Source organism: Paracoccus sp. AK26, assembly GCF_011801365.1.
GTDB lineage: Bacteria > Pseudomonadota > Alphaproteobacteria > Rhodobacterales > Rhodobacteraceae > Paracoccus > Paracoccus aerius.
In genome coordinates this window covers 294,416-318,816 of the sequence record NZ_CP041041.1, presented here as the reverse complement: position 1 = coordinate 318,816, position 24,401 = coordinate 294,416, and the positions used below count along the sequence as shown (strand labels likewise).

Annotated in this window: 24 protein-coding genes and 1 tRNA gene; 13 read left to right on the top strand and 12 right to left on the bottom strand. The window is 67.0% G+C overall.

The genetic code is table 11. The features are described 5' to 3' along the window. Positions 1-100: 100 nt before the first annotated feature. The 3 genes from FIU66_RS01495 to FIU66_RS01485 form a co-directional block, all read right to left on the bottom strand. Positions 101-1,054: a calcium-binding protein gene (locus tag FIU66_RS01495; protein WP_167621057.1), complete on the bottom strand. Its 954-nt coding sequence runs from the start codon at positions 1,052-1,054 to the stop codon at positions 101-103. A 162-nt stretch (positions 1,055-1,216) separates the two neighbouring features. Then, complete coding sequence (gene ykgO, locus FIU66_RS01490; protein WP_042245282.1) at positions 1,217-1,342, bottom strand: type B 50S ribosomal protein L36; 126 nt, start codon at positions 1,340-1,342, stop codon at positions 1,217-1,219. Positions 1,343-1,421: 79 nt separating this feature from the next. Continuing rightward, a tRNA-Val gene (locus tag FIU66_RS01485) sits at positions 1,422-1,496 on the bottom strand. A gap of 178 nt (positions 1,497-1,674) precedes the next feature. Between FIU66_RS01485 and FIU66_RS01480 the strand changes: the two genes are divergently transcribed. Genes FIU66_RS01480 through FIU66_RS01470 form a run of 3 tightly spaced genes read left to right on the top strand, consistent with a single transcriptional unit; the run spans position 1,675 to position 3,678 of the window. After that, positions 1,675-2,520 carry an N-formylglutamate amidohydrolase gene (locus FIU66_RS01480; protein ID WP_240544713.1) on the top strand — a complete coding sequence of 282 codons (846 nt, stop codon included), beginning with the start codon at positions 1,675-1,677 and terminating at the stop codon, positions 2,518-2,520. A gap of 10 nt (positions 2,521-2,530) precedes the next feature. Next, entirely contained in the window at positions 2,531-3,421 is an 891-nt protein-coding gene (locus FIU66_RS01475) for an SPFH domain-containing protein (RefSeq protein ID WP_167621055.1), read from the top strand. Then, entirely contained in the window at positions 3,418-3,678 is a 261-nt protein-coding gene (locus tag FIU66_RS01470; protein ID WP_167621054.1) for an NfeD family protein, read from the top strand. Before FIU66_RS01475 ends, FIU66_RS01470 begins: the two co-directional genes overlap by 4 nt. A gap of 11 nt (positions 3,679-3,689) precedes the next feature. Here the strand turns inward: FIU66_RS01470 and FIU66_RS01465 are convergent, their stop codons facing one another. Both FIU66_RS01465 and pyrF read right to left on the bottom strand, forming a co-directional pair. Beyond that, positions 3,690-4,409, bottom strand: coding sequence for a DUF998 domain-containing protein (locus FIU66_RS01465; RefSeq protein WP_167621053.1), 720 nt, complete (start codon positions 4,407-4,409; stop codon positions 3,690-3,692). A gap of 47 nt (positions 4,410-4,456) precedes the next feature. Continuing rightward, positions 4,457-5,140, bottom strand: coding sequence for an orotidine-5'-phosphate decarboxylase (pyrF, locus tag FIU66_RS01460; protein ID WP_167621052.1), 684 nt, complete (start codon positions 5,138-5,140; stop codon positions 4,457-4,459). Positions 5,141-5,293: 153 nt separating this feature from the next. Between pyrF and clpB the strand changes: the two genes are divergently transcribed. Beyond that, a complete protein-coding gene (gene clpB, locus FIU66_RS01455) occupies positions 5,294-7,933 on the top strand; it encodes an ATP-dependent chaperone ClpB (RefSeq protein ID WP_167621051.1) in 2,640 nt (879 codons plus the stop codon). Positions 7,934-8,187: 254 nt separating this feature from the next. On the opposite strand, the gene dxs is transcribed toward clpB, so the two are convergent. Genes dxs through FIU66_RS01430 form a run of 5 tightly spaced genes read right to left on the bottom strand, consistent with a single transcriptional unit; the run spans position 8,188 to position 13,812 of the window. After that, entirely contained in the window at positions 8,188-10,104 is a 1,917-nt protein-coding gene (gene dxs / locus FIU66_RS01450; protein WP_167621050.1) for a 1-deoxy-D-xylulose-5-phosphate synthase, read from the bottom strand. Positions 10,105-10,146: 42 nt separating this feature from the next. Further along, positions 10,147-11,010 (bottom strand): polyprenyl synthetase family protein, encoded by an 864-nt coding sequence (locus FIU66_RS01445; protein ID WP_167621049.1) that lies wholly within the window; start codon positions 11,008-11,010, stop codon positions 10,147-10,149. Continuing rightward, positions 11,010-11,246 carry an exodeoxyribonuclease VII small subunit gene (locus FIU66_RS01440; RefSeq protein WP_154764573.1) on the bottom strand — a complete coding sequence of 79 codons (237 nt, stop codon included), beginning with the start codon at positions 11,244-11,246 and terminating at the stop codon, positions 11,010-11,012. The genes FIU66_RS01445 and FIU66_RS01440 overlap by 1 nt, the downstream gene beginning before the upstream one ends. Further along, positions 11,243-12,163: a histone deacetylase family protein gene (locus FIU66_RS01435; RefSeq protein ID WP_167621048.1), complete on the bottom strand. Its 921-nt coding sequence runs from the start codon at positions 12,161-12,163 to the stop codon at positions 11,243-11,245. The genes FIU66_RS01440 and FIU66_RS01435 overlap by 4 nt, the downstream gene beginning before the upstream one ends. Positions 12,164-12,174: 11 nt before the next feature. Continuing rightward, the gene (locus FIU66_RS01430) at positions 12,175-13,812 is read right to left on the bottom strand and encodes an MFS transporter (RefSeq protein WP_167621047.1); all 1,638 of its coding nucleotides are present in this window, start codon (positions 13,810-13,812) and stop codon (positions 12,175-12,177) included. 379 nt (positions 13,813-14,191) lie between these two features. Here FIU66_RS01430 and FIU66_RS01425 point away from each other — a divergent pair, with 379 nt between their 5' ends. The 3 genes from FIU66_RS01425 (at position 14,192) to FIU66_RS01415 (ending at position 16,929) form a co-directional block, all read left to right on the top strand. Then, entirely contained in the window at positions 14,192-15,052 is an 861-nt protein-coding gene (locus FIU66_RS01425) for a L,D-transpeptidase (protein WP_167621046.1), read from the top strand. A gap of 120 nt (positions 15,053-15,172) precedes the next feature. After that, positions 15,173-15,979 carry a hypothetical protein gene (locus FIU66_RS01420; RefSeq protein WP_167621045.1) on the top strand — a complete coding sequence of 269 codons (807 nt, stop codon included), beginning with the start codon at positions 15,173-15,175 and terminating at the stop codon, positions 15,977-15,979. Positions 15,980-15,987: 8 nt separating this feature from the next. After that, entirely contained in the window at positions 15,988-16,929 is a 942-nt protein-coding gene (locus FIU66_RS01415; RefSeq protein ID WP_167621044.1) for a lytic transglycosylase domain-containing protein, read from the top strand. Positions 16,930-17,015: 86 nt separating this feature from the next. Here the strand turns inward: FIU66_RS01415 and FIU66_RS01410 are convergent, their stop codons facing one another. Continuing rightward, a complete protein-coding gene (locus tag FIU66_RS01410; protein ID WP_167621043.1) occupies positions 17,016-17,759 on the bottom strand; it encodes an SDR family oxidoreductase in 744 nt (247 codons plus the stop codon). Positions 17,760-17,846: 87 nt separating this feature from the next. Here FIU66_RS01410 and FIU66_RS01405 point away from each other — a divergent pair, with 87 nt between their 5' ends. Next, a complete protein-coding gene (locus FIU66_RS01405; RefSeq protein ID WP_167621042.1) occupies positions 17,847-18,236 on the top strand; it encodes a helix-turn-helix domain-containing protein in 390 nt (129 codons plus the stop codon). Here FIU66_RS01405 and FIU66_RS01400 read toward each other — a convergent pair. Beyond that, positions 18,233-20,434 carry a primosomal protein N' gene (locus FIU66_RS01400; RefSeq protein WP_167621041.1) on the bottom strand — a complete coding sequence of 734 codons (2,202 nt, stop codon included), beginning with the start codon at positions 20,432-20,434 and terminating at the stop codon, positions 18,233-18,235. The genes FIU66_RS01405 and FIU66_RS01400 overlap by 4 nt on opposite strands. Before the next feature lie 103 nt (positions 20,435-20,537). Between FIU66_RS01400 and fsa the strand changes: the two genes are divergently transcribed. The 5 genes from fsa to FIU66_RS01375 are packed head-to-tail and all read left to right on the top strand — an operon-like array spanning position 20,538 to position 24,351. Then, complete coding sequence (fsa, locus tag FIU66_RS01395) at positions 20,538-21,194, top strand: fructose-6-phosphate aldolase (RefSeq protein WP_167621040.1); 657 nt, start codon at positions 20,538-20,540, stop codon at positions 21,192-21,194. Between the two features lie 15 nt (positions 21,195-21,209). After that, entirely contained in the window at positions 21,210-21,905 is a 696-nt protein-coding gene (locus FIU66_RS01390; RefSeq protein WP_167621039.1) for a DUF484 family protein, read from the top strand. Continuing rightward, positions 21,902-22,846: a tyrosine recombinase XerC gene (locus FIU66_RS01385; protein WP_167621038.1), complete on the top strand. Its 945-nt coding sequence runs from the start codon at positions 21,902-21,904 to the stop codon at positions 22,844-22,846. The genes FIU66_RS01390 and FIU66_RS01385 overlap by 4 nt, the downstream gene beginning before the upstream one ends. 57 nt (positions 22,847-22,903) lie before the next feature. Further along, a complete protein-coding gene (msrA, locus tag FIU66_RS01380; RefSeq protein WP_167621037.1) occupies positions 22,904-23,479 on the top strand; it encodes a peptide-methionine (S)-S-oxide reductase MsrA in 576 nt (191 codons plus the stop codon). After that, entirely contained in the window at positions 23,479-24,351 is an 873-nt protein-coding gene (locus tag FIU66_RS01375; RefSeq protein ID WP_167621036.1) for a 50S ribosomal protein L11 methyltransferase, read from the top strand. The genes msrA and FIU66_RS01375 overlap by 1 nt, the downstream gene beginning before the upstream one ends. Positions 24,352-24,401: the final 50 nt, after the last annotated feature.

Sequence of the window (24,401 nt, the reverse complement as noted above, 5' to 3'; positions counted from 1 at the left end):
GGATGTCGTCCAGCACTGGCCCGTGGAGTGTCCGCCCCGATTAAGGGGATCGGATGCGCGCCCATACAGGAAATGGATCGCGATGGAAAGGGGTGCGGCTTCAGCCAGGCAGCCTGACCACCAGGATATCGCCCGCAGCCAGGCCGCCGCCCTGCAGCATCCGTGCGATCGGATCGCCGTTCACCGTCACCAGCACCGTGCCGTCCCCGTCGGGCGCCAGGTCGATCTGGGCATCCTGCGCCAAACTGTCCGGCAGATGCAGGATCAACTGGTCTTCCCGGGCATCGAAATCGGCGATCACCGGCAATCCCCCGCCCGGTTGCCGCAGGACAAATTGATCCGCGCCACCCTGCCCTTCCACAAAGTCCCCCGCACCGGGCATCAGGCTGTCGTCGCCTTCGCCACCATGCATCCAGACAGTCCGGGGATCGTCGTCGCCCACCAGCAGATCGTTGCCTTGCCCGCCGTCAAGGTCGTCGCCACCCCCGCCCGCGATCAGAACGTCGTCGCCGTCATGTCCTGCCACCCAATCGTTGCCCGCGCCGCCGAACAGCGTATCGTTTCCTTCGCCGCCCTGGATCGTGTCGTCGCCCTCGTCCCCCCAGACCAGGTCGTCGCCGCCCTGCCCGGCCAGGGAATCGTCGCCCGCGCCGCCATGTATCTCGTCCCAGCCGGATGGGTCGAAGGTGCCGTCGCCCTGGACCCAGTCATTTCCTTCGCCCGCGAATATGGTGTCGTTGCCCGTTCCGCCCTGAAGCTCGTCATCCTCGGCGCTGCCGTCGATAAGGTCATCGCCAAGCGGTCGTTCGGGATTGGGCAAGGAAATGACCGGTTCGGTCGGATCGGGCAGCGGATCGGGCTTGGGCCAATCAAGGGGCTCTTCCCCGCCCTCCTCGGCGTCCGGACTGACATCACCGATTCGCGGCACATCGTCGTCGCCCAGGGCAGGCCCGAAAGCATCGCCGTCATCTTCGTCGGGGTCATGGCTGCTTGTCGTCAAGTCAAGCGCCGCACCGGCGGCAGCAAGCGCCATCAGGCTGGCAAGCACGAACATGAAAACACCCCGGGCACTGATTACAGGTCAGCGATACAACCGCCGCGGGCAATTAACCAAGCATCATCTTAAGAAAGCGTTAATTCCGACGCATCTCCCTTGGCCATGAAAAAACCCGCCGGTTTGGGCGGGTTGTTTCGTTTTCGCTGTGATCGCGCCGGATCAGCCCTGACGAGCCTTGAAGCGGCGGTTGGTCTTGTTGATCACGTAGATGCGGCCCTTGCGGCGCACGACCTGGCAGTCGCGGTGCCGGCTCTTGAGCGAGCGGAGCGAATTGCGAACCTTCATCGGTTTTTCTCCATCACGCGGCTCGCAGCCGCAGGAAAACGAAAGACCCCCGACGAACCTGCCGGGGGCGGCGAAATCATGGTGGGCGGTACTGGGATCGAACCAGTGGCCACTACGATGTCAACGTAGTGCTCTACCGCTGAGCTAACCGCCCGTTCCTTCGGCCATCCCCTTTGCTTCCTGAGGGAAACATCCTGAACCGCCTTCGGTCCGCGTGTCTATATAGGGGGGTTCAGGGGGTTTCAAGCCCTATCGCAGCAAGAAAATTGGCGCTTATATGGGCGGAACGGAAATGCCTGCCGGGGTCTGTCTTGACCGAATCCGACTTGCCTGTGCTGATTGACCGGCCCGAGTTCTGGGCCAGTGGCGTGATCTTCGGATCGCCCCATTCCGGCCGCATCTATCCCGAATGGTTCCTTGAAGGAACAAGGCTGCCCGCCGAAACGCTGCGGTCCTCCGAAGATGCCTTCGTGGACCAATTGATCGCCTGCGCACCGTCCTTCGGTGCGGTGACGATCCGCGCCCAGGTGCCCCGCGCCATCGTGGATCTGAACCGTGCGCCGGACGAAATCGACCCCCTTGTGGTGCGCGGCGTGCCCCGCCATCCGCTGAACCAGCGGACCCTGGCCGGGCTAGGGGTGATTCCCCGCGTCGTGTCGCAGGGCCGGACGATCCTGGAACGCCCGATCGACCGGACCGAGGCCGAGCGCCGCATCGACGCCTATTGGCGGCCTTATCACCTGGCGCTTGCTGCCCTGATCGCCGAGGCGCGGGCGCGCTTCGGGCAGGCGATCCTGATCGACATGCATTCCATGCCCCACGACGCGCTGAACCACCTGCACGGTCAGCGCCCCGACATGGTGCTGGGCAACCGCCACGGGCTTTCGGCCTCGGCCCGGGTTTCGGACGCGATCATCGCGGCGGTCGAGGCCGAGGGCTGGCGAATCAGGCGAAACTCGCCCTTTGCCGGTGCCTATATCTGTTCGGCCTATGGCAGGCCCGGCCACAATGTCCACGTGGTCCAGCTCGAGATCGACCGGTCGCTTTACATGGACGAGAAGACGATCACCCCAAACGACCGCTTCGCCGACGTGGCAAGCCGGATCGGGCGGGTGATTCGGACCCTTGCCGTCCTGGACGCGGGCGGCCGGGCAGGACCGGCAGTCGCTGCGGAATGAAGGGAACAGGATGGACGACTTCAGCAGCCTGATCGGCCAGAACCTTGCCTTGATCGTCCTGGCCGTCGTGATCCTTCTGGCGGTCACCTCGGCCGTGAAGATCGTCCCGCAGTCCGAGAAATACGTGGTGGAACGGTTCGGGCGGCTTCACGCGGTTCTTGGCCCGGGGATCAACCTGACGGTGCCCTTCCTTGACCGGGTGGCGCATCGCATCTCGATCCTGGAACGGCAGCTGCCGACCAACAGCCAGGATGCGATCACCGCGGACAACGTGCTGGTGCAGGTGGAAACAAGCGTCTTCTATCGCATCATCGAACCGGAAAAGACCGTCTACCGCATCCGCGACATCGACGCGGCCATTGCCACCACGGTCGCCGGGATCGTCCGGTCCGAGATCGGCACGATGGAGCTGGACGGGGTCCAGTCGAACCGCGCGCAGCTGATCACCCGGATCCGCGAATCGCTGGCGAATGTTGTGGACGACTGGGGGATCGAGGTCACGCGGGCCGAGATCCTGGACGTGAACCTGGACCAGGCCACCCGCGCCGCCATGCTGCAGCAGTTGAACGCCGAACGCGCCCGCCGCGCCCAGGTGACCGAAGCCGAGGGCAAGCGCCGCGCCGTCGAACTGGCCGCCGACGGCGAGCTTTATGCAGCCGAGCAGCTTGCCAAGGCCAAGCGCGTCTTGGCCGATGCCGAGGCCTACGCCACCGCCGCCATCGCCGAGGCGATTTCGAAGAACGGGCTGGAAGCGGCGCAGTATCAGGTGGCACTGAAGCAGGTCGAGGCCCTTGCCGATATTGGCAAGGGTCAGGGCAAGCAGGTCGTCCTGGTCCCGGCGGCGGCGCTTGACGCCTTCACCGACGCATTCGGATTGCTGCGCGGGCGGTCGCCCTCATGAACGGCTGGTGGTGGCTGATCGCCGCTTTCGTGCTGGCGGGGGTCGAGCTTCTGGTGCCGGGCTGGGCCTTCATGGGGCTGGCGGCCGCGGTCGGGCTGATGGGGATCCTTATGCTGACGGGGCTATGGTCAGCGGGCCTGCCGCTGACGCTGGTGGTGACCGCGCTGCTGTCGGCCCTGGCCTGGCTGCTGTTCCGCCGCCTTTGGCCGACCAGTCGGGGCGAAAGGCGGATCTGGGACCGTGACATAAACGACTGACCGCGCGTTTCTCAGCGCAGCGCCGCAACCCCGCGCACCAGCGGGCGCAGGGCGTCGCCCTTGACCATCCAGCTTGTCGCGAAGGCGAAGGTGGCGATGGTTTCCAGCCAGAAGACCGGGCGCAGGCCCGCCAGCCGGTCGTCGAGGCCAGTGGCGAACATCACGCCGATCAGCCCGATGCTGGCGATGATCGTCCAGCCGCAAAGGCGATAGATCCGGTTCGACGCCGCCTTTTCCGGGCCGTCCACGGCGCCCTTGGTAAACAGCACGAGGCAATAGACGGCAAGCGCGCCGAAGAACACGGCCGCCGCGCCCAGGTGGACCAGCGACGACAGTCCCGCGCGATCGGCCAGGCATTGCAGAAGCGTGCAGCCCGCGCCTTGTGGCTGGACCGCGTCCGGGCCAGTCGGCACCAGGGCCACAAGGGCAATGGCGACGGCCGCCACGCGCGCGGTTCCCTTGTCGGTCACAAGGTCGCCCGCGTCGGGACGAAAGCCCTCGTAGCTCCAAAGAAAGACCGCCTGCGCGATCAGGCTGCCCACGAAGATCTCTCGCATGGGGGAGTAATAGGCCGCCGAGATGCTGGGCAGCAGATCCCCCGACAGAAGCCCATAGGCCAGCAGCGCCAGGGGCAGGAAGAAGCCCAGAGCCCCGATCGCCCGCCTGACTGCCAGGAAGGACAGCACCAGGTCGTTGTGGGCCTTCTGCGATATGCCGTGATCGTCCGTCATCCGCCCCCCGTTTCGGCCAGACTGGCGCGGAAGGCAGGGGCGGTCAATCAGCCGCGCATCTCGGCCAGGATCGCCTGGGCCGCGGCGCGGGGATCGTCGGCCTGCCAGACGGGACGGCCCACGACGATATGGTCGGCCCCTGCGGCAATGGCACTGGCTGGTGTTTCCACCCGCTTCTGGTCGCCCAGGGCAGCGCCTGCCGGACGCACGCCCGGCGTCACGATCAGGCGCGCATTGGGCAAGGCGCGGATTGCAGCGGCCTCTCGCGGGGAACAGATGATGCCGTCGGCGCCTGCCTCGAAGGCGCGGGCGGCGCGTTCCACGGTGATCTCGTGCAGATCGCCGGGGCGGATCATGCCCGCATCCAGGTCTGTCCGTTCCAGCGAGGTCAGGATCGTCACGCCCAGGATCTTGAGGTTCGATCCCCCTGCCCCTTCCTTGGCCGCGCGCACGACATGGGGATCGCCATGCACCGTCAGGAAATCCAGGTCGAATTGCGCAAGGCCGCGCACGGCGGCTTCCACCGTGGCACCGATGTCGAACAGCTTCATGTCCAGGAAGATTCGCTTGCCGTGGTCCTGCTTCAGCTCGTTCGCAAGCGCCAGCCCGCCGCCGGTCAGCATTCCCAGCCCGATCTTGTAGAAGCCCACGGCATCGCCCAGCTTCTCGGCCAGGTCCAGTCCTGCAAGGGCGTGCGGCACGTCCAGTGCCACGATCAGCCGGTCATCCATTCAGTCGCCCTTTCCTGCAAAATCGCGGCCTTATGCCATAGTGACCTGCCGCTTGAAAGCGCCGCAAGACTTACCAGATCATAGTCGAAGACCCGGACCGGGACGTGCCTGTTGGGCGTCTGCGACACGGGGGCTAACAAAGGAGAAGTGCCGATGAACATGGAAAAGTTCACCGAGCGGTCGCGCGGCTTCATGCAGGCCGCCCAGACCATCGCGATCCGCGAGGAAAACCAGAGGGTCGTCCCCGAACATCTGCTGAAGGCGCTGATGGATGACGACCAGGGGCTGTCGTCGAACCTGATCGCCCGCGCGGGCGGCGACGCGCGCCGCGTCAAGGAAGCGGTCGATGCGGCGGTCGCCAAGCTGCCCAAGGTCAAGGGCGGCAACAGCCAGGTCTATGTGGACCCGTCGCTTGTGCGCGTCCTGGACGAGGCCGAACAGGTTGCGAAAAAGGCGGGCGACAGCTTCGTCCCGGCCGAACGCATCCTGATGGCGCTTGCAATGGTCAACACCAATGCCCGCGATGCCCTGACGGCGGGCGGGGTCACCGCGCAGAACCTGAACGCGGCCATCAACGACATCCGCAAGGGCCGCACGGCGGACAGCGCGTCGGCCGAGGACAGCTATGAGGCGTTGGAGAAATACGCCCGCGACCTGACGCAGGCGGCGCGCGACGGCAAGATCGACCCGATCATCGGCCGGGACGAGGAAATCCGCCGCGCGATGCAGGTCCTGTCGCGCCGCACTAAGAACAACCCAGTGCTGATTGGCGAACCCGGTGTCGGCAAGACGGCGATCGCCGAGGGTCTTGCGCTGCGCATCGTCGATGGCGACGTGCCCGAATCCCTGCGTGACAAGCGGCTGATGGCGCTGGACATGGGCGCCCTGATCGCCGGCGCGAAATATCGCGGAGAGTTCGAGGAACGGCTGAAGTCGATCCTGAAGGAGATCGAGACCGCCGCGGGCGAGATCATCCTGTTCATCGACGAACTGCACGTCCTTGTCGGCGCGGGCAAGACCGACGGCGCGATGGACGCCGCGAACCTGATCAAGCCCGCGCTTGCGCGGGGCGAGTTGCATTGCGTCGGCGCCACGACCTTGGACGAATACCGCAAGTATATCGAAAAGGACGCGGCCCTGGCCCGGCGCTTCCAGCCCGTTCTGGTGCAGGAACCGACGGTCGAGGACACGATCAGCATCCTGCGCGGCATCAAGGAGAAGTACGAGCTTCACCACGGCGTCCGCATCTCCGACGCGGCCCTGGTCGCGGCGGCCACGCTGAGCCACCGCTACATCACCGACCGCTTCCTGCCCGACAAGGCCATCGATCTGGTGGACGAGGCCGCCAGCCGTCTGCGCATGGAAGTGGACAGCAAGCCCGAGGAACTGGACCAGCTTGACCGGCAGATCCTGCAGATGCAGATCGAGGCCGAGGCGCTGAAAAAGGAAGACGACGCGGCATCCAAGGACCGGTTGGAACGGCTGGAACGCGACCTGTCCGACCTGCAGCAGCGCAGCGCCGAGATGACCGCCCGCTGGCAGGCCGAACGCGACAAGCTGGAAGGATCGCGCAACCTCAAGGAACAGCTTGACCGCGCGCGTGCTGAACTGGACCAGGCCAAGCGCGAGGGCAACCTGGCCCGTGCGGGGGAACTGTCCTATGGCATCATCCCCGGCTTGGAAAAGCAGCTGGCCGAGGCCGAGAATGGCGGCGCCGACGGGCTGATGGTCGAGGAAGCCGTGCGCCCCGAGCAGATCGCCGAGGTCGTGGAACGCTGGACCGGCATCCCCACCAGCAAGATGCTGGAAGGCGAGCGCGAGAAGCTGCTGAAGATGGAGGAGCAGATCGGCGCCCGCGTCATCGGCCAGCAAGAGGCTGTGGTGGCCGTGTCGAACGCCGTCCGCCGTGCCCGCGCGGGCCTGAACGACGAGAACCGCCCGCTTGGGTCGTTCCTGTTCCTTGGGCCCACCGGCGTCGGCAAGACCGAACTGACCAAGGCGCTTGCCGAATACATGTTCGACGATGACAGCGCGATGGTCCGCATCGACATGTCCGAGTTCATGGAAAAACATTCCGTGGCGCGGCTGATCGGCGCCCCTCCGGGCTATGTCGGCTATGATGAAGGCGGCGTGCTGACCGAAGCCGTGCGGCGGCGTCCCTATCAGGTGATCCTGTTCGACGAGGTCGAGAAGGCCCACCCGGACGTCTTCAACGTGCTGTTGCAGGTTCTGGACGACGGGCAGTTGACCGACGGCCAGGGCCGGACGGTGGACTTCAAGCAGACGCTGATCATCCTGACCTCGAACCTGGGGTCGCAGGCGCTGTCGCATCTGCCGGAAGGATCGGATTCTACCGATGCGCGGCAGCAGGTGATGGAGGCGGTGCGGTCCCATTTCCGGCCCGAGTTCCTGAACCGCCTGGACGAGATCATCATCTTCCGCCGCCTGTCGCGGCAGAACATGGACGGCATCGTCAAGATCCAGTTGCGGCGGCTGGAACAGCGTCTGGCGGGTCGGAAGATCACGCTGGACCTGGACGAGGATGCGCGCAAGTGGCTGGCCGATCAGGGCTATGATCCGGTTTTCGGGGCACGTCCCCTGAAGCGGGTGATCCAGCGGGCGCTGCAGGATCCGCTGGCGGAACTGCTGCTGTCGGGCGAGGTTCTGGACGGGCAGACGGTGCATGTCAGCGCCGGGCCGGACGGGCTGATCGTGGAAAACCGCATCGGCCGCGCGGGGCACAAGCTTGGGGCCGTTGGCGAAGGCCCCAAGCCCGAGGCAACCGTTCACTGATGAATGACAAGGCGCGGACATTGTTCCGCGCCTTTTTCTTGAACCGGAACCGCCAGAGACAGGGTTTTTGGGGGGAGGAGGGAGTTGTCTCTGGCGGCCATGCGGGAGGATGGGCGGATCTGGTCGCCCATGATTCACAATACCCTTGAAAGCCGTCTGGCGCCGACCAAAAGGCAAAAAGGATGCTGCGGCGCAGAAAAAATCCGGGATCTTGTCGCTGCAGGGTCAGTTTGCCTAAGGAACGGGCAAAATCTTCAGGCAGTCTTGCCCGCCAGCCGCGCCACGCCCATGACCTCAAGAACCTTCGCCTCGATATGGGCGGCGTTCAGCGCCGAGGTGTCATACATCGCATAAGGCGCGTCGTGATCGACGAAGCGGTCCGGCAGCACCATCGACCGGAAGCGCAGGCCGCGGTCGAAGACAGCTTCATCGGACAGCAGCTGCGCGACATGGCTGCCGAAGCCGCCGACCGCGCCTTCCTCCAGCGTGATCAGCGCATCATGGGTCGCCGCCAGCCGCAGGATCAGGTCGCGGTCCAGGGGCTTGGCGAAGCGCGCGTCGGCAATCGTGGGCGTGATGCCGCGCGCGCCCAGCGATTCGCAGGCCTTCTGCGCCTCGGACAGGCGGGTGCCGAAGGACAAGATCGCAACGCCCTTGCCCTGCTGCACGATGCGGCCCTTGCCGATCTCCAGCACCTGGCCGCGTTCGGGCATCTCGACCCCCGTCCCCTCGCCGCGCGGAAAGCGGAAGGCGATGGGGCTGCTGTCATGGGCGGCGGCGGTGGCGACCATGTGCATCAGTTCCGCCTCGTCCGCGGCGGCCATCACCACCATGCCGGGCAGGTTCGCAAGAAACGCGATGTCATAGGCGCCCGCATGGGTCGGGCCGTCCTGCCCCACAAGCCCCGCCCGGTCGATGGCGAAGCGCACGGGCAGGTTCTGGACCGCCACGTCATGAACCACCTGGTCATAGCCGCGCTGCAGGAAGGTCGAATAGATCGCGCAGAAGGGCTTCATTCCGCCCGCAGCCAGGCCCGCCGCGAAGGTCACGGCGTGCTGTTCGGCAATGCCCACGTCGAAGGTCCGGCGCGGAAAGCGTTCGGCGAACTGCTTCAGCCCCGTGCCGTCCGGCATGGCGGCGGTGATGCCGACGATCTTGTCATCACGCCCGGCCTCGTCGATCAGGGCACGCGCGAAGACGGCGGTATAGCTGGGGGCGTTGGATTTCGCCTTGGCCTGCACGCCGGTGACCATGTCGAACTTGCCCGTCGCATGGCCCCGGTCGGCAGCGTTTTCGGCGGGGGCGTAGCCCTTGCCCTTTTTGGTGACAACATGGATCAGCACCGGCCCGGTCGCCCGCGACTTCACTGTGCGCAACAACGGCAGAAGCTGGTCCAGATCATGGCCGTCCACCGGGCCGACATAGGAAAATCCCAGCTCCTCGAACAACGTGCCGCCGACAGCCATCCCCTTCAGCATTTCCTTGGCCCGGCGCGCGCCTTCCTGGATGGGCGGCGGCAGCAGGCCGACCGCGCCCTTGGCGGCGGCCTTCAGATCCTGGAAGGGGCCGCGTGTGTAAAGGCTGGTCAGGTATGACGACAGCGCGCCTACCGGCGGGGCGATCGACATCTCGTTGTCGTTCAGGATCACGATCAGCCGCTTGCCCAGGTGGCCCGCGTTGTTCAGCGCCTCGAAGGCCATGCCCGCGCTCATGGCGCCGTCGCCGATCACCGCGATGGCATCGCCCGGATCGCCGCCCAGGTCGCGCGCCACCGCAAAGCCGAGCGCCGCCGAAATCGAGGTCGAGGAATGGCCCGCGCCGAAGGGGTCATAGGGGCTTTCCGTCCGCTTGGTAAAGCCCGCCAGTCCGCCGCCCATGCGCAGCGTGCGGATGCGGTCGCGCCGGCCGGTCAGGATCTTGTGGGGATAGCACTGGTGGCCCACGTCCCAGATGATCTTGTCGCGCGGCGTGTCAAAGACCGCGTGCAGTGCCACGGTCAGTTCCACCACGCCCAGACCCGCGCCCAGATGCCCGCCGGTGACGCTGACCGCGCTGATCGTTTCCGACCTGAGTTCGTCGGCAAGCTGGTGCAGTTCGCGGTCGCCAAGCGACTTGAGGTCCGAGGGCAGCTTGACCCGGTCGAGGATCGGCGTCTTTGTCAGGTCGGTCATCGGCTGGCCCTTCGGGCGAAAGATTGCAGGGGCGGGCGTCGTTCAGGTGTCGCGTTCGATAACGAAACGCGCCAATTGGCGCAAGTTTGCAGCGGCCTCGCCATAGGGCGCAAGGGCCGCATCGCCTGATGCGACAAGGCGCGCGGCCTCGGCCCGGGCGCCGTCAAGGCCCAGCAGGGACACGAAAGTGGCCTTGCCCGCCGCCATGTCCTTGCCGACCCGCTTGCCGGTCACATCTTCGTTTCCGGTCACGTCCAGGATGTCGTCGGCAATCTGGAAGGCAAGGCCAAGCGCCTCGGCGTAAGCGGCCAGCGGCGCGGGATCGGCATCCGCCATCAGGGGCCCGGCGATGGCGGCAAAGCGGATCAGCGCGCCGGTCTTGCCGCCCTGCAACTGGGTGATCTGGTCCAGCATCAGCGGGGTGGCGGCCGTTTCAGCCTTGATATCCAGGGCCTGCCCCCAGACCATCCCTGCCCCACCGACCGCCTGCGCGAAACCTGCGACCAGTCGCACGCGCGCAGCCGGATCGCCGACCGCCGGATCGGCCAGCAGCCCAAAGGCCAGCGATTGCAGCGCGTCGCCCGCCAGGATCGCGGTTGCCTCGGACCATTTCACATGAACGGTCGGCTGGCCGCGCCGCAGGTCGTCGTCGTCCATCGCGGGCAGGTCGTCATGGACCAGGGAATAGGCGTGCAGCGCCTCGACCGCCGCCGCCACGGGCAGCGCGGCATCGTCGGCCACGCCATGAAGCCGCGCGGATTCCATCACAAGGAAGGCGCGGATGCGCTTGCCGCCATTGCAGGCATAGCCCATCGCGTCGCGCAATTCGCCGGGGGGCAGATCGCCGATGGCGCGGTCAAGCGCGGCCTGAACCTGGGCCCTTACCGCCGTAAGTCGTGCCTGCATCACAGCCCCTCGGCCGGTTCCGTCCCCGTGGGCTGGCCATTGGCCGCAAGGGTGATCTTTTCGACCCGGTCCTCGGCCTCGCGCAGGCGTTTTTCGCAATGCTGGCGCAGGGCCGCGCCGCGTTCGTAAAGGCGGATGGATTCGTCCAGGGACGCATCCCCTGTTTCCAGCTTGCCCACGGTGGCCTCGAGTTCCTTCATGGCTTCCTCGAAGCTCATGGTCGCGATGTCGTTCATTCTTGGGCCTCCAGCAGGACTTGGACATGAGCGCGGGCGGACCGGCCCAGGGCCGCCAGATCATAGCCACCTTCCAGGCAGGATACCACCGGAGCCGACAGATCCGCCGCCATGTCGCAGATCATCCGGGTGATGGCCGCGAAATCGCCTTCGTCCCAGTTCAGCTGCGCCAGCGGATCGGCGGCATGGGCGTCGAACCCGGCCGAGACGATCACCAGTTGCGGATCGAAGTCCCGGCAGCGCGTCAGGATGTCGCGCCAGGCCGCCCGCCCTGCCGCGCCGTCCGATCCGGGCGGCAGCGGCACGTTCACCATCTGCCCATGCGCGCCACGTTCCGATGCGGCACCGGTGCCGGGATAAAGCGGCATCTGCTGGCTCGAGGCGAAGAAGGCGCGCTTTTCGTCCCACAACAGATCCTGCGTGCCGTTGCCGTGATGGACATCGAAATCCAGCACCGCCACGCGGTCCAGCCCGTGATGGTCCAGGGCCCGCATTGCCCCGACCGCCGCATTGCCGAAGATGCAGAAGCCCATCGGCGTTTCGCGTTCGGCATGGTGGCCGGGCGGGCGCATGGCGACAAAGGCATTCGCGACCTCGCGCGCAAGCACCGCATCCACCGCCGCAACGGCCCCACCAACCCCGCGCAGGGCGGCATCCAGGCTGCCGGGCGACAGATGAGTATCGGCGTCCAGCATCTGCCAGCCTTCCTCGGGGACGGCCGCGCGGATGCGTTCCAGATAGGACTGCGGATGGCAGCGCAGGATGTCGGCCTCGTCGGCGCGCGGCGCCTCGCGCCGGTCAAGGGCCAGGTCGGCAAGCGCGTCAAGGACCGCGGCATGGCGGGCGACCTGCTCGGCATGGCCGGGGGGCGTGATATGGCGTTCGGCGTCGGGATGCGTGAACAGGGCAGTGGTCATGGCGGCCTTTCCTATACGTCCATCTTGCCGATCAGGGGCAGGTCATCCTCGGGTCCGACGCTGTGGCGTTCGATCATCCGGTGGACCAGCGGATCGCTTTCGCCTTGATGCAGGGCACGAAGCGCCACCGCAACCTCGGCGTCGGATTTCGTCCGGCGCAGGTTGTGGCGGACATATTCGTCCCAAGTGGCGATGTGATAGCTTTCCGACCATTGGTCAGGATGTTCCAGGTCGCGCAGCAAAGCCCAGTTCCGCGCCCCGTCCCGCCGGCGGATGTTGCGGCGCAGCTGCATCAGGCGCAGGAACTCGGCCGTGTCCTTCTGGGCGATGCGGTAATCCACCATCACCATGATCGGCCCCGACCGCCCGCGCAGATCCAGCCGCAGCGCGGGTTCGCGGAAGCGGTTCACGGGATCCAGATCGGCGGTGCCGAAGTCGGGCGCCTTGAACCAGACCCCGATCACCGCGCCGACCAGCAGCACCGCCCCTGCCGCCGTCAGCGCGTCACCCAGGCCATGCGCCCCCGCGATGCCGCCCCAGACCCAGGATCCTGCCGCCATGCCGCCAAAGGTTGCCGTCTGATACAGCGCCAGGGCGCGCGCCACGACCCAGCGAGGGGTCGACAGCTGCACCGTCACGTTGAACAGCGACAAGGCCAGCACCCAGGACGCGCCCGCAGGCAGCAGCGCCAGGGCGTGCAGCCAGACGTTCTGCGTCTGCCCCAGGACGATGGCCGACAAGGCGAAGCCCGCGAAAGCCACCCTCACGATGTTTTCGTTGTCGAAGCGCGCCCGGATGCGCGGGTTCAGCGCCGCGCCCGCAATGGCCCCCACGCCATAGCAGCCCAGAAGCCCGCCGAACAGCATCGACCCACCCTCGGGATGGGACTTGGCCACCAGCGGCAGCAGCGCCAGGACGGACACGGCGGCAAAGCCGAACAGGGCGGCGCGTCCGATCACCTTTGTCAGGTTCGGCGACAGGAAGACATAGCGCAGCCCGGCGGCCACGGCAGGGAGAAACTCCTCGGGCGGGGCGGTGCGGGGGGCGATGTCGGGGCGCCAGCGGAACAAGGCGCCCAGCAGCGGCACATAGCTGGCCGCGTTGACGGCGAATGCCGCCGCCGCGCCGAAGGCCGCGACGATGAAGCCGCCCGCCGCCGGCCCCACGCTGCGCATCAGGTTGAAGCCGACCGAGTTCAGCGTCACCGCCGCAGGCAGGTCTGCCCGCGGCACAAGATCGCCCATGCTGGCCTGCCAGGGCGGGTTGTAAAGCGCCTGCCCCGCGCCGATCAGGAAGGTGAAGGCCAGCAGCAGCCAGGGCGTCAGCCAGCCCTGCCAGGCCACCACCGCCAGGGCCAGGGACACCGCCGCCATGAAGCATTGCGCGAACATCAGGATCGCCTTGCGGTCGAAGATGTCGGCCAACGCGCCTGACACAAGCGCCAGCAGCATGATCGGCAGCGTGTTGGATGCCTGCACCAGGGCGATCAGCGTGGCGCTGTCGGTCAGTTGCGTCATCAGCCAGGCCGCACCCACCGCCTGCACCAGCCCGCCGAAGTTCGACACCAGCGTGGCGCTCCACAACAGGCGGAAATCGCGGTGGCGGAAAGGGGCAAGGGCCGAGGGACGGGAAGAAGTCTGGTCGGTCACGGACACTGTCGCTTTGGGCTTCGGATGCAGCCTAGCCAGCCGCGCGCCGAGGGGCAATCTTCGCCGACAGGTCCTGGCACCGCCCGAAGGTGATGAATTTGCGCCACAGGCTGCTGTCTTCAACGATGGCCATGAAACCAAAACAAACGCAGAATTGTTCCGCCGTCAGCCAATCTTGAACAAACTGCCGCCCATTCGCCACAACGTGACGACGGCTGCCTTCTGGCCTGGATTGCATGTCTTGACGCCCGGGGTCTGTGACGGGCTCATGAAGCCCTGCGCGAATCACCCCCTGCCCTTGCGGCATTGGTGCTTCGGACGAAAAAATTTGGACGCTGCTGGCGCCCGCGGGCTGCCGTTGCCATGAAGGAAGATGAAGATGCGTCTTGTTACCCTGTTCACGGCGGTTGCCCTGGGGCTTGCCGCATGTGGAAGCAGCCAGCCGATCACGCTGGCCACGCCTACCGTGCCCGAAGCCTATCAGGCGCGTGTGGATACCGGCCCCAACGGAGAGCCGATCCAGATCCCCGCAGTCCGCGCAGCCTACCTGACCGAGCGCAACCAGCGGCAGCAGGTGTCCTATAACGGCCCCGAGGCGCCTGGCAGCATTGTCGTCGATCCCTATGCGCGGGTGCTTTACCTCGTCCAGCCGGGCGGGCAGGCGATGCGCTATGGCGTGGCGGTGGGCCGCGAGGGGACGGGCTATTCCGGGACGGCCACCATCGCGCGCAAGGCCGCATGGCCCAGCTGGCGGCCAACGGACAACATGATCCGCACCCAGCCCGACCTTTACGCGCAATTCGCGGGCGGCCTGTCGGGCGGGATGCACAACCCGCTGGGATCGCGGGCGCTGTATCTGTACGAAGGCGGGCGGGACACCTATTACCGCATCCACGGCACGATGGACCCGTCCTCCATCGGCAAGGCGACCTCGGCAGGCTGCATCCGGCTGTTCAACCAGGACATCATAGACCTGTTTTCGCAAGTCAGCACCGGCACCACGGTGCATGTGCGCAGCCAGGCCGAGAGCCTGCGCTATGAAGGCCCGATGATCGAAACCCCCGAAGGCTATGTCGAGCCTGCAGCGGGCCAGGCGCTTGCGCCCACGACCACCGCGTCGCTGGCGCCCATGTCCCCCGCAACGTCGCAGGTGACGGACCCTTACGCGGTCACCACCATCAGCACCCCCTATAACGCGCCGGTCACGACCATTTCCCCGGTCGAAAGCGCCGTTCAGTAACACGGAAGGCGTGCCGGATGCTGATCGGAAGGCCCCGCAATGCCGGGGCCTTTCCATTTGCAAATCCCGTCGATCTTTCGCAAAATCCGCGCGAAATCAGGCTGCGGCAGGAAACGAGCAATGCCCAACTATAGCAAGCTGGAACAGGAACTGCTGACGCCCGAGCAGCGGTCCTTGCTGGTCAACAGCCGCAGCCCCGCGATCGGCAAGCTGGACGACGGCGGCCTGCAGGGCCTGATGGCAGACTTGGAAGCGGCCCTGGGCCAGGCCGGGCCAAGGGGCCAGAACGGGCAGGTGGTTGCCGCCGACGTGCTTGCCGCCGCGCTGAGGCGGGCCAGGAACGAACGCCGCCGGCGCAAGTCTGGAACCAAGCCTTCTGCCGATCTTTCTGCGGATTCAACCGCTGCATCGGCCTCGGCCGCCCCCGCCGCGCCTATGCCTGCCGCAAAGGCTCCCAAGCGCAAACCCGCCTCTCCGGCGCGCAAGCCCGCAGGCCGCGAAAAGGCCGAGCATCGCAAGGCGGATCTGCGGACAGGGTCGCGCCGGGTGGTCAAGAAGGCGGCGAAGCTGGCGGCCTCGGTGTCCCCAGATGTCGTGCCCCAGGCTTCTGCCCCGGCTCCGGCGGCACCCGCAACGCAGCCATCCCCGGCGATTCCCCCGGTCGTCATCCCGGCATCGGAGGCCCCGGCGGCCAAGGACAAGGCAGCCCGCAAGGCCGAGAAAGAGGCCGCAAAGGACGCCCGCAAGGCGGCGCGCAAGGCCGAAAAGGATGCCGAAAAGGCTGCGCGCAAGGCCGAAAAGAAATCCGCGCGCCAGGCCGAAAAAGTAGCACGCAAGGAACAGGGCAAGGACGACAAGACCAAGAAGGCGAAAAAGGACAAGGGCAAGCGCAAGGACAAGGGCACCGGCCCGGCGTCCGACGCCTGACCAGGTTCATGGCACGGCCCTTCCATTGGCGTCATCTGGCGTGGCTGCTGTCGATGCTGTCGATCCTGACGGCCCATGCGGTCCAGGCCTTTCCCGCCGTGGATGCCCTGGCCGGCCGCGCACCGGTGCGCCAGTCCGAGTCCTTGCGCTGCACGGATGACGGACGCGATTGCGTCCGGCTGGACCATTATGCAGCCGATGTCTGCAAGCTGATCGAACGAAACGCCGCCGAACGCGACCTGGACCCGAATTTCCTGGCCCGCCTGCTGTGGAAGGAAAGCCGATTCGAACCCGGCGCGATCAGCCCCGTTGGGGCACTTGGCATCGCGCAGTTCATGCCGGGCACCGCCGATCTCTATGACCTGCACGACCCGTTCAACCCGGCCCAGGCGATTCACAAGGCGGCCTGGTATCTGCGCCACCTGACCGACGTCTTCGGCAATATCGGCCTTGCCGCTGTCGCCTATAACGGCGGCGAGAACCGGGCGGCGCGCTTTATCGCCCGCAACGGCGGCCTGCCCTATGAAACGCAGGATTATGTCGCCTCGATCACCGGGTTCGAGGCACTCCGCTGGCGCGACAACCCGCCGCCCGAAGCCGAACTGAAGCTGGCGCTTGACCCCGACATGGCATTCCGCCCGGCCTGCGAGAAATTGGCGGGTGACCGCAAGCTGCGCGAATTCATGATCCAGCCCAAGGTCTTTCCCTGGGGCGTGATCGTGGCCAGCCATCCCAGCCAATCGGGCGCGATCCAACAGGTGGCCCGCCTGAACCGCAGCTTGCGCCCGATCCTGGGCGACAAGCAGGTGGGCTATGTCCGCAAGCGCCTGACCGGGATGCCCCGCGCCGTTTATACCGCCCAAGTGGGCTGGGACAGCCGGCGCGAGGCCGCCGCCTTCTGCAACCGCTTCAAGCAGTTGGGCGGGCGGTGCATCGTGTTGCGGAATTAGCGGAAGCAGGGATGGTGCGTGCGAGCACGCACCCTACCGGACGCCTCGCCAGACCGTAGGGTGCGTGCTTGCACGCCACCGGTATCCTACAACCCGTTCAACCGCGCGAAGGTCTGGTCATAGCGTCCCTCGGCCTCGGCCTTGGACAGGAAATCCAGTCGCTTGACGCCGACCAGCGGGGGCGTCGGATCCTGGCCCAGGATGCCCATCACCTCGTCAATGAATTCGGCCAGCGGCATGGCATTCGGGTCCGTGGCATGGCCGGGCATCAGATCCGTCTGGACGGCGGGCGGCGCAAGCTCCAGCACCTCGACCCCGGTGTCCCGCAGTTGGGCGCGCAGGGATTGCGACCAGGAGTGGATTGCGGCTTTCGTGGCCGAATAGGTGGGCGTCCGCACCAGCGGCACGAAGGCCAGGCCCGACGACACCGTCATGATCGTCGCGCGCGGCTGTTCCAGCAGATGCGGCATCAGCGCCGCCGTCAGCCGGATGGGGCCCAGCAGGTTGGTGACCACTGTCGCCTCTGCCGTGTCCAGGAAATCGCCCGTCACGTCCTCGGCCACCATGATCCCGGCGTTGTGGATCACGACGTTAAGCGCCGGATGATCCGCCGCGATCCGCGCGGAGAAGGCGCGGACGGCTTCGGCATCGGCCACGTCCAAGGGGTGGGCGATCATGCCGGGATGGTCCGCAGTGATCTGGTCCAGAAGCGCTGCGCGGCGGCCGGTGATGATGACGGTGTTGCCTGCGGCATGGAACCGCTGCGCCAAGGCAAGCCCGATCCCCGAAGTGCCGCCGGTCAGAAGGATGGTGTTTCCGCTGTTCTGCATCGCTTGTCCTTTCTGTTGGATGGGCTAGATATGGCCCCATCTGCTTTCTTTTCGGAAGAAGGCACCGCAAAGATTTATACTTACCTGATGGAGAGTGCCTTGCCGCCATCCCCGCCCCTGGCCGAAATCGATCCCCGCGTGACGCAACTGGTCAACGAACTGATCGGCCGGGTCGCCGACAAATGGACCATGCTGATCCTCGAGGAACTGACGGAAGGCGGCACGATGCGCTTTTCCGCCATCGGCCGCGCGGTGCCGGGCATCAGCCAGAAGATGCTGACCCAGACCCTGCGGCAGATGGAGCGCGACGGATTGCTGACGCGGACGGTCCATCCGGTGATCCCACCGCGCGTGGACTATCGCCTGACCGACCTGGGCCTGGGCCTGGCCGAGGCCTTTTGCGGCGTCTGGCAATGGGCCGAAACGCATCTTGACCGGATCGAGGCCTCGCGCCGCGATTTCGACCAGCGGGCTTAAAGAAAGCTTTGCGGGTCCACATCCACCGACAGGCGCAAGTTGGCCGGCACCTTGTGCGGGGCCAGCCAGTCGGCGATGGCAGACTGGATCGGCGCCTGGCGCGGCGCCTGGATCAGCATCCGCATCCGGTGCCGCCCCCTGATGCGGGCGATGGGCGCGGGGGCCGGTCCCCACAATTGCGCGCCCGCCTGTTCCAGCGGCCCGGCATGGGCTGCCAGATGGCGCGCGAAATCATTCACCACGCCCAGGTCGGGATGGGACAGGATGATCCCCGCCAGCCGGCCGAAGGGAGGCATCCCGGTGGCCTGGCGTCCCGCCGCCTCGGCGTTCCAGAAGGCCTCGTCCTCGCCCGACAGGATGGCGCGGATCACCGAATGGTCGGGTTGATGGGTTTGCAGCAGCGCCATGCCCGGCGCAGCGCCCGACATCCGGCCTGCCCGGCCCGCCACCTGCCGCATCAACTGGAAGGACCGTTCGGCCGCGCGCAGATCCGCGCCCTGCAGGCCCAGGTCGGCGTCGATCACGCCCACCAGCGACAGGCGCGGGAAGTTGTGGCCCTTGGCGACGATCTGGGTGCCGATGATGATCTGGGTGTCGCCGTTGGCGATCTCGGCGATGGTTTCCTTCAGCGCGCGCGCGGAATGGAACAGGTCCGACGACAGGACCGTGGCCTTGGCATCGGGAAAGCGGGCGGCGACCTCTTCCGCGATGCGCTCCACTCCGGGGCCGATGGGGGCCAGCTTGCCTTCGACCTTGCAGGACGGGCAGGCAAGGGGAATGGGCCGTGTCTCGCCGCATTGGTGGCAGATCAGGCGGTTCTGGAAGCGGTGCTCCACCATCCGCGCGTCGCATTGGTGGCAGGCGATCTGTTCGCCGCAGGCCCGGCAGACGGTGACGGGCGCAAAGCCCCGCCGGTTCAGGAACAGAAGCGACTGTTCCCCCTTGGCGATCCGTGCTTCCACCGCCCCCGCCAGCGTGGGCGAGATCCAGCGGCCCGAGGGCATCTCCTCGGCCCGCAGGTCGATGGCGGCCATGTCGGGCAGTTCGGCGGCCCCGTACCGGCTGCGCAGATCCAGCCGCCGATACTTGCCCATGCCCGCGTTCACCCAGCTTTCCAGGGACGGCGTGGCGGATGCCAGAACCACCTGCGCCCTGTTGATGGATGCGCGCAGCACCGCCATGTCGCGGGCGCTGTAATAGACCACGTCCTCCTGCTTGTAGCTGCTGTCATGTTCCTCATCGACGACGATCAGGCCCAGGTCGCGGAAGGGCAGGAACAGCGCGGACCGGGCGCCCACGACCATCCCCACCTCCCCCCTGCCCGCCATGTGCCACAACCGGCGGCGTTCGGTGCGGGTGATGCCGCTGTGCCATTCGCCGGGGCGCGCGCCGAAGCGGGCCTCGACCCGGTCCAGGAACTCGGCCGAGAGCGCGATTTCCGGCAGCAGCACAAGCGCCTGGCGGCCCTGCGCCAGGCATTCGGCGACAGCTTCCAGATAGACTTCGGTCTTGCCGGATCCGGTGACGCCGCGCAGCAGGGTGGTGCCATAGCCGCCCGTCCTGATCGCCCCGCGCAGACTGTCGGCGGCTGCCTGCTGGTCGGGGTCAAGCGGCTTGCCGGGGCGCAGGGGATCCAGCCGGGGATAGGGCAGGTCACGCGGGGCCTCGATTTCGGCCAGGGTGCCCGCGGCGACCAGTCCCTTGACCACCGCCGTGCCCACTCCGGCCAACTGCGCCAGCTCGGACGGCGCAAAGCTGGCCCCGCCATGATCGGCCACGACCTGCATCACACGTTCCCGCGCCTCGGTCATGCGGGTGGGGGGCGAACCGCCCGGCACAATCACCCGGCGGGCGGCGGGGGGCTGGTCCAGGTCGGGCGCGCGGGTTGCCATGCGCAGCATCAGGGGCAGCGGCGTCAGGGTATAGTCGGCGGCGCGCGTCAGGAAATCGAGGAAACCTGCGTCGAAAGGCTCGGCATCCAGCACGCGGGCCACGGGGCGCAGCTTGGCCAGGTCGAAATCGCCCAGGCCCGGCCCCCAGACCAGCCCCACGACCCGGCGCGGCCCCAGCGGCACCAGCACAAGCTGGCCCTGCGCCACGCCGCCATCGGGCGCCAGGTAATCCAGCATGCCCACCGGCTCGACCGTCAGGACGCCGATCCGGGCGCGGGCTTCGAAAAAGGCGGGCTGGGTTTTCATCGCCCTTGATAAAGACCTCTGCCGCCCCCGTTGCAAGCCCGCCCTTTCGGCGGACGGGGTTTTGCGCTATCACCCCAGCGAACCGCCTTACCGGAGCAGGACCATGAAATTCTTCCTTGATACCGCCGATGTGGACGCCATCCGCGAATTGAACGAACTGGGCATGGTCGATGGCGTGACCACGAACCCGTCGCTGATCCTGAAGGCCGGCCGCAACATCGAGGAAGTCACCCGCGAGATCTGCGAGATGGTCAGCGGCCCGGTGTCCGCCGAGGTCGTGGCCGACAAGGCCGAGGACATGATCCGCGAAGGCCGCCACCTGGCGCAGATCGCGCCCAACATCGCCATCAAGGTGCCGCTGACCTGGGACGGGCTGAAGGCCTGCCGGACCTTTGCCGACGAAGGCCACATGGTCAACGTGACGCTGTGCTTCACCCCGGCGCAGGCGATTCTGGCCGCCAAGGCCGGCGCCACGTTCATCAGCCCCTTCGTGGGCCGGCTGGACGACATCGGCCTGGACGGCGTGGACCTGATCGCCGACATCCGCGAAATCTATGACAACTATGGCTACGAGACCCAGATCCTCGCGGCCTCGATCCGCTCGGTGAGCCATATCATCGAAGTGGGCAAGATCGGCGCCGACGTGATCACCGCGCCCCCCGCCGTCATCAAGTCGATGGCGAAACATGTCTTGACGGACAAGGGGCTCGAGCAGTTCACTGCCGACTGGGCAAAGACCGGTCAGAAGATCGGCGGGTAACGCAAAGGGGCAGGCATGGCGTCGGAACAGCAGGCGGTTCTGGATTCGGAAACGCGCGACAGGCTTCTGGCCGATCCCGGCGTCATCCTGGCAGACCGCGACCTGATGCGCGCCCTTGTCGCCGCGCGCGAGGCCGAGGCCGGCGACAACGTCATCGACATCCGGGGCCGCGCGATGGAGGCTCTGGAGACACGCCTGGACCGGCTGGAAACCCAGCATGAAAGCGTGATCGCCGCGGCCTTCGACAACCAGTCGGGCACGGCGGTCATCCACCGCGCCGTGATCGGGCTGCTGGAAACAGCGGACCTGGCCGAACTGGTGGACAGCCTGCAATCCGACATCGCGCCGCTTTTGCGGATCGAGACGCTGCGGCTGGTGGTCGAACCCGATCCCGCCATCCCCGGCCTGCCCGAGGACGCGGTGGTCGTGCCGGACGGTGCCATCGGCCGGATCATCGCGGCCGGGCGGCGCACGCCCAGGGGCGACGACATCGTCCTGCGTCCGTCGTCGCCCATCACCCAGCCCCTGCACGGCCGCGCCGTCGCATCCGAGGCGATGATCCCCATAGACCTCGGCGCGCGGCGTCCCCGCGCCATGCTGCTGATGGGCAGCGGCGACAAGACCCGCTTCATGCCGGCCCACGGCACCGACCTTTTGCGCTTCTTCGCGCAGGTCTTCCGCCTGGTGTTGCTGGCGCGGCTGCGCGGATGACCGCCCCCGCGGCGCCCGGCCCCCTGGCGCTTGCCCCGGCGATGGCCGATGCCCTGGCCCGCTGGCTGGAAGTCGAGGCCGCGACCCGCGACCGGTCGGATCATACCATTTCCGCCTATCGCAGCGATCTGCTGGCCTTTCTGGCCTTTCTGGGCGGCCATCATGGCCAGCCCGCCACGCCGAAGTCCCTGGCCGATCTTCTCCAGACCGACATGCGCGCTTTCGCAGCCGCCGAACGCGCGCGGGGACTGGGCGCGCGGTCGCTGGCCCGGCGGCAGTCGGCGGTGCGCAGCTTCCTGCGCTGGATCTCGGATCGCGAAGGGCACGACCTGTCCGCCGCCCTGTCCACGCGCAGCCCGAAATACACGCGCTCCCTGCCCCGCCCGCTGACCCCGCTGCAGGCGCAGGACACGCTGGACATGGTGGCCGTCCAGCACGACACCCCCTGGGTGGCGGCGCGGGACGGGGCGGTGCTGACGATGCTCTGGGGCTGCGGGCTGCGGATTTCCGAGGCGCTGTCGCTGAACGGCGCCGACTGGCCCTTCCGCGACAGCCTGACCATCACCGGCAAGGGCGGGCGGCAGCGCCGGGTGCCGGTCCTGCCGGTGGCGCGGGATGCGGTGGCCGAATACCTGCGCCTGTCCCCCTGGCCGCTGGCGGCGGACCAGGCGCTGTTCCGGGGCGTGCGCGGCGGGCGGCTGTCGATGTCGGTGATCGAGCAGGCGATGGCGGGTGCCCGTGCCGCGCTTGGCCTGCCGCCCACCGCCACACCCCATGCGCTGCGCCATTCCTTTGCCACGCATCTGCTGGCGGCCGGGGGCGACCTGCGCACCATCCAGGAACTGCTGGGGCATGCGAACCTGTCCACGACCCAGGTCTATACCGGGGTCGACGACGCGCATCTGATGGCCGTCTATCAGGCCGCACACCCTCGTGGCTGAGGGCGAACCCCGGCCCGCCCTGCCGCGTTCAGCGTCCAGCTTCAGAAGGATGACACCATGACCACACATGCGATCTTCAAACGGCCGATGGACGGCCCCGTGCCCCAGGGTCTTGACCAGGCGATCTTCGGCATGGGCTGCTATTGGGGCGTCGAACGGCTGTTCTGGCAGCAGAACGGCGTCTGGCTGACCCAGGTGGGCTTCGCGGGCGGCACGGTAGAGAACCCGACCTATGACCAGGTCAAGGCCGGGACCACCGGCCATGCCGAGGTCGTGCATGTCGTCTTCGACAGTTCCAAGATCAGCTACGACCACCTGCTGCAACTGTTCTGGGAAAACCACGACCCGACCCAGGGCGACCGGCAGGGGGGCGACGTGGGCCACCAGTATCGCAGCCTGATCATGACCTTCAACGACAGCCAGCGGGCAGCCGCCGAGGCGTCGAAGATCGACTATGACAACCGCCTGGCCGTGGCGGGCTTTGGCAAGATCACCACGCAGATCGTCGATGCCGGCCGCTTCTGGCCCGCGCACGAGGCGCACCAGCAGTATCTGGAAAAGAACCCCGACGGCTATTGTGGCCTCCAAGGCACGGGGGTAGAGGCAAGCCTGCCCAACCCGGATCCGATCTGATGACCACCTTTTCCGCGCTGACCCATGTCCAAGGCCGTCAGGCCGCCGAAGCCCTGGCCGAGGCTTGCGAGGATCTGGAGCCCGAGCCCGTCGGCACCGGCGTCTTCGAGATCGAGGACGGCTCGGACCGCTGGGAGGTGGGTGCCTATTTCACCGAGGCCCCCGACGACATCGCCCTTGCGCTTCTGGCGGCAGCCTTCGGCGCCAATCCCTTTGCGGTGTCCGAACTGCCCGACGTGGACTGGGTCGCCCATGTGAAGCGCGAACTGACCCCGGTCCGGGCAGGCCGCTTCTTCGTCCACGGCAGCCATGATGCCGACAACGTGCCCGAGGGGGTCGAGGCCCTGTGGATCGAGGCTGCGATGGCCTTTGGCACCGGGCACCACAACACAACCAAGGGCTGCCTCGAGGCGCTTGACCGGCTGGAAACGCAGGGCTTCCAGCCCCGCCGCATCGTGGACATAGGCTGCGGCACCGCCGTTCTGGCCATGGCGGCGGCACGGCTGTGGCCGGTCACGGTCCTGGCCAGCGACATCGACGCCGTGGCAGTGGACACCGCGGCGGCCAATGTTATCGCCAATGGGCTGGACGGCCGGGTGATCTGCATCGAGGCCGCAGGCTTCGGCCACCAGATGCTTGAAGACAACGCCCCCTATGACCTGGTGCTGGCCAATATCCTGAAACAGCCGCTGATCGACCTGGCCCCGCAGATGGCATCGGTGGTCGCCCCGAAGGGCAAGATCATCCTGTCCGGGATCCTTGTCACGCAGGCGGACGAGGTCGTGAAAACCTATGGAATGCACGGCTTTGCGCTGGACCAGAGGGACGATTTGGGCGACTGGTCGGCGCTGACCCTGACGCGCCAGGGCTGATTGCAAAGGGCAGGCTTGAAAAACCGCCCGGAATCGGCTATCTAGGGTTG

Coding starts and splice junctions, on each gene's coding strand:
- FIU66_RS01495 (WP_167621057.1), bottom strand. CDS start 1,054: ATGTTCGTGCTTGCCAGCCTGATGGCGCTTGCTGCCGCCGGTGCGGCG.
- ykgO (WP_042245282.1), bottom strand. CDS start 1,342: ATGAAGGTTCGCAATTCGCTCCGCTCGCTCAAGAGCCGGCACCGCGAC.
- FIU66_RS01475 (WP_167621055.1), top strand. CDS start 2,531: ATGGACGACTTCAGCAGCCTGATCGGCCAGAACCTTGCCTTGATCGTC.
- FIU66_RS01470 (WP_167621054.1), top strand. CDS start 3,418: ATGAACGGCTGGTGGTGGCTGATCGCCGCTTTCGTGCTGGCGGGGGTC.
- FIU66_RS01465 (WP_167621053.1), bottom strand. CDS start 4,409: ATGACGGACGATCACGGCATATCGCAGAAGGCCCACAACGACCTGGTG.
- pyrF (WP_167621052.1), bottom strand. CDS start 5,140: ATGGATGACCGGCTGATCGTGGCACTGGACGTGCCGCACGCCCTTGCA.
- clpB (WP_167621051.1), top strand. CDS start 5,294: ATGAACATGGAAAAGTTCACCGAGCGGTCGCGCGGCTTCATGCAGGCC.
- dxs (WP_167621050.1), bottom strand. CDS start 10,104: ATGACCGACCTGACAAAGACGCCGATCCTCGACCGGGTCAAGCTGCCC.
- FIU66_RS01445 (WP_167621049.1), bottom strand. CDS start 11,010: ATGCAGGCACGACTTACGGCGGTAAGGGCCCAGGTTCAGGCCGCGCTT.
- FIU66_RS01440 (WP_154764573.1), bottom strand. CDS start 11,246: ATGAACGACATCGCGACCATGAGCTTCGAGGAAGCCATGAAGGAACTC.
- FIU66_RS01435 (WP_167621048.1), bottom strand. CDS start 12,163: ATGACCACTGCCCTGTTCACGCATCCCGACGCCGAACGCCATATCACG.
- FIU66_RS01425 (WP_167621046.1), top strand. CDS start 14,192: ATGCGTCTTGTTACCCTGTTCACGGCGGTTGCCCTGGGGCTTGCCGCA.
- FIU66_RS01420 (WP_167621045.1), top strand. CDS start 15,173: ATGCCCAACTATAGCAAGCTGGAACAGGAACTGCTGACGCCCGAGCAG.
- FIU66_RS01415 (WP_167621044.1), top strand. CDS start 15,988: ATGGCACGGCCCTTCCATTGGCGTCATCTGGCGTGGCTGCTGTCGATG.
- FIU66_RS01410 (WP_167621043.1), bottom strand. CDS start 17,759: ATGCAGAACAGCGGAAACACCATCCTTCTGACCGGCGGCACTTCGGGG.
- FIU66_RS01405 (WP_167621042.1), top strand. CDS start 17,847: ATGGAGAGTGCCTTGCCGCCATCCCCGCCCCTGGCCGAAATCGATCCC.
- FIU66_RS01400 (WP_167621041.1), bottom strand. CDS start 20,434: ATGAAAACCCAGCCCGCCTTTTTCGAAGCCCGCGCCCGGATCGGCGTC.
- fsa (WP_167621040.1), top strand. CDS start 20,538: ATGAAATTCTTCCTTGATACCGCCGATGTGGACGCCATCCGCGAATTG.
- FIU66_RS01390 (WP_167621039.1), top strand. CDS start 21,210: ATGGCGTCGGAACAGCAGGCGGTTCTGGATTCGGAAACGCGCGACAGG.
- FIU66_RS01385 (WP_167621038.1), top strand. CDS start 21,902: ATGACCGCCCCCGCGGCGCCCGGCCCCCTGGCGCTTGCCCCGGCGATG.
- msrA (WP_167621037.1), top strand. CDS start 22,904: ATGACCACACATGCGATCTTCAAACGGCCGATGGACGGCCCCGTGCCC.
- FIU66_RS01375 (WP_167621036.1), top strand. CDS start 23,479: ATGACCACCTTTTCCGCGCTGACCCATGTCCAAGGCCGTCAGGCCGCC.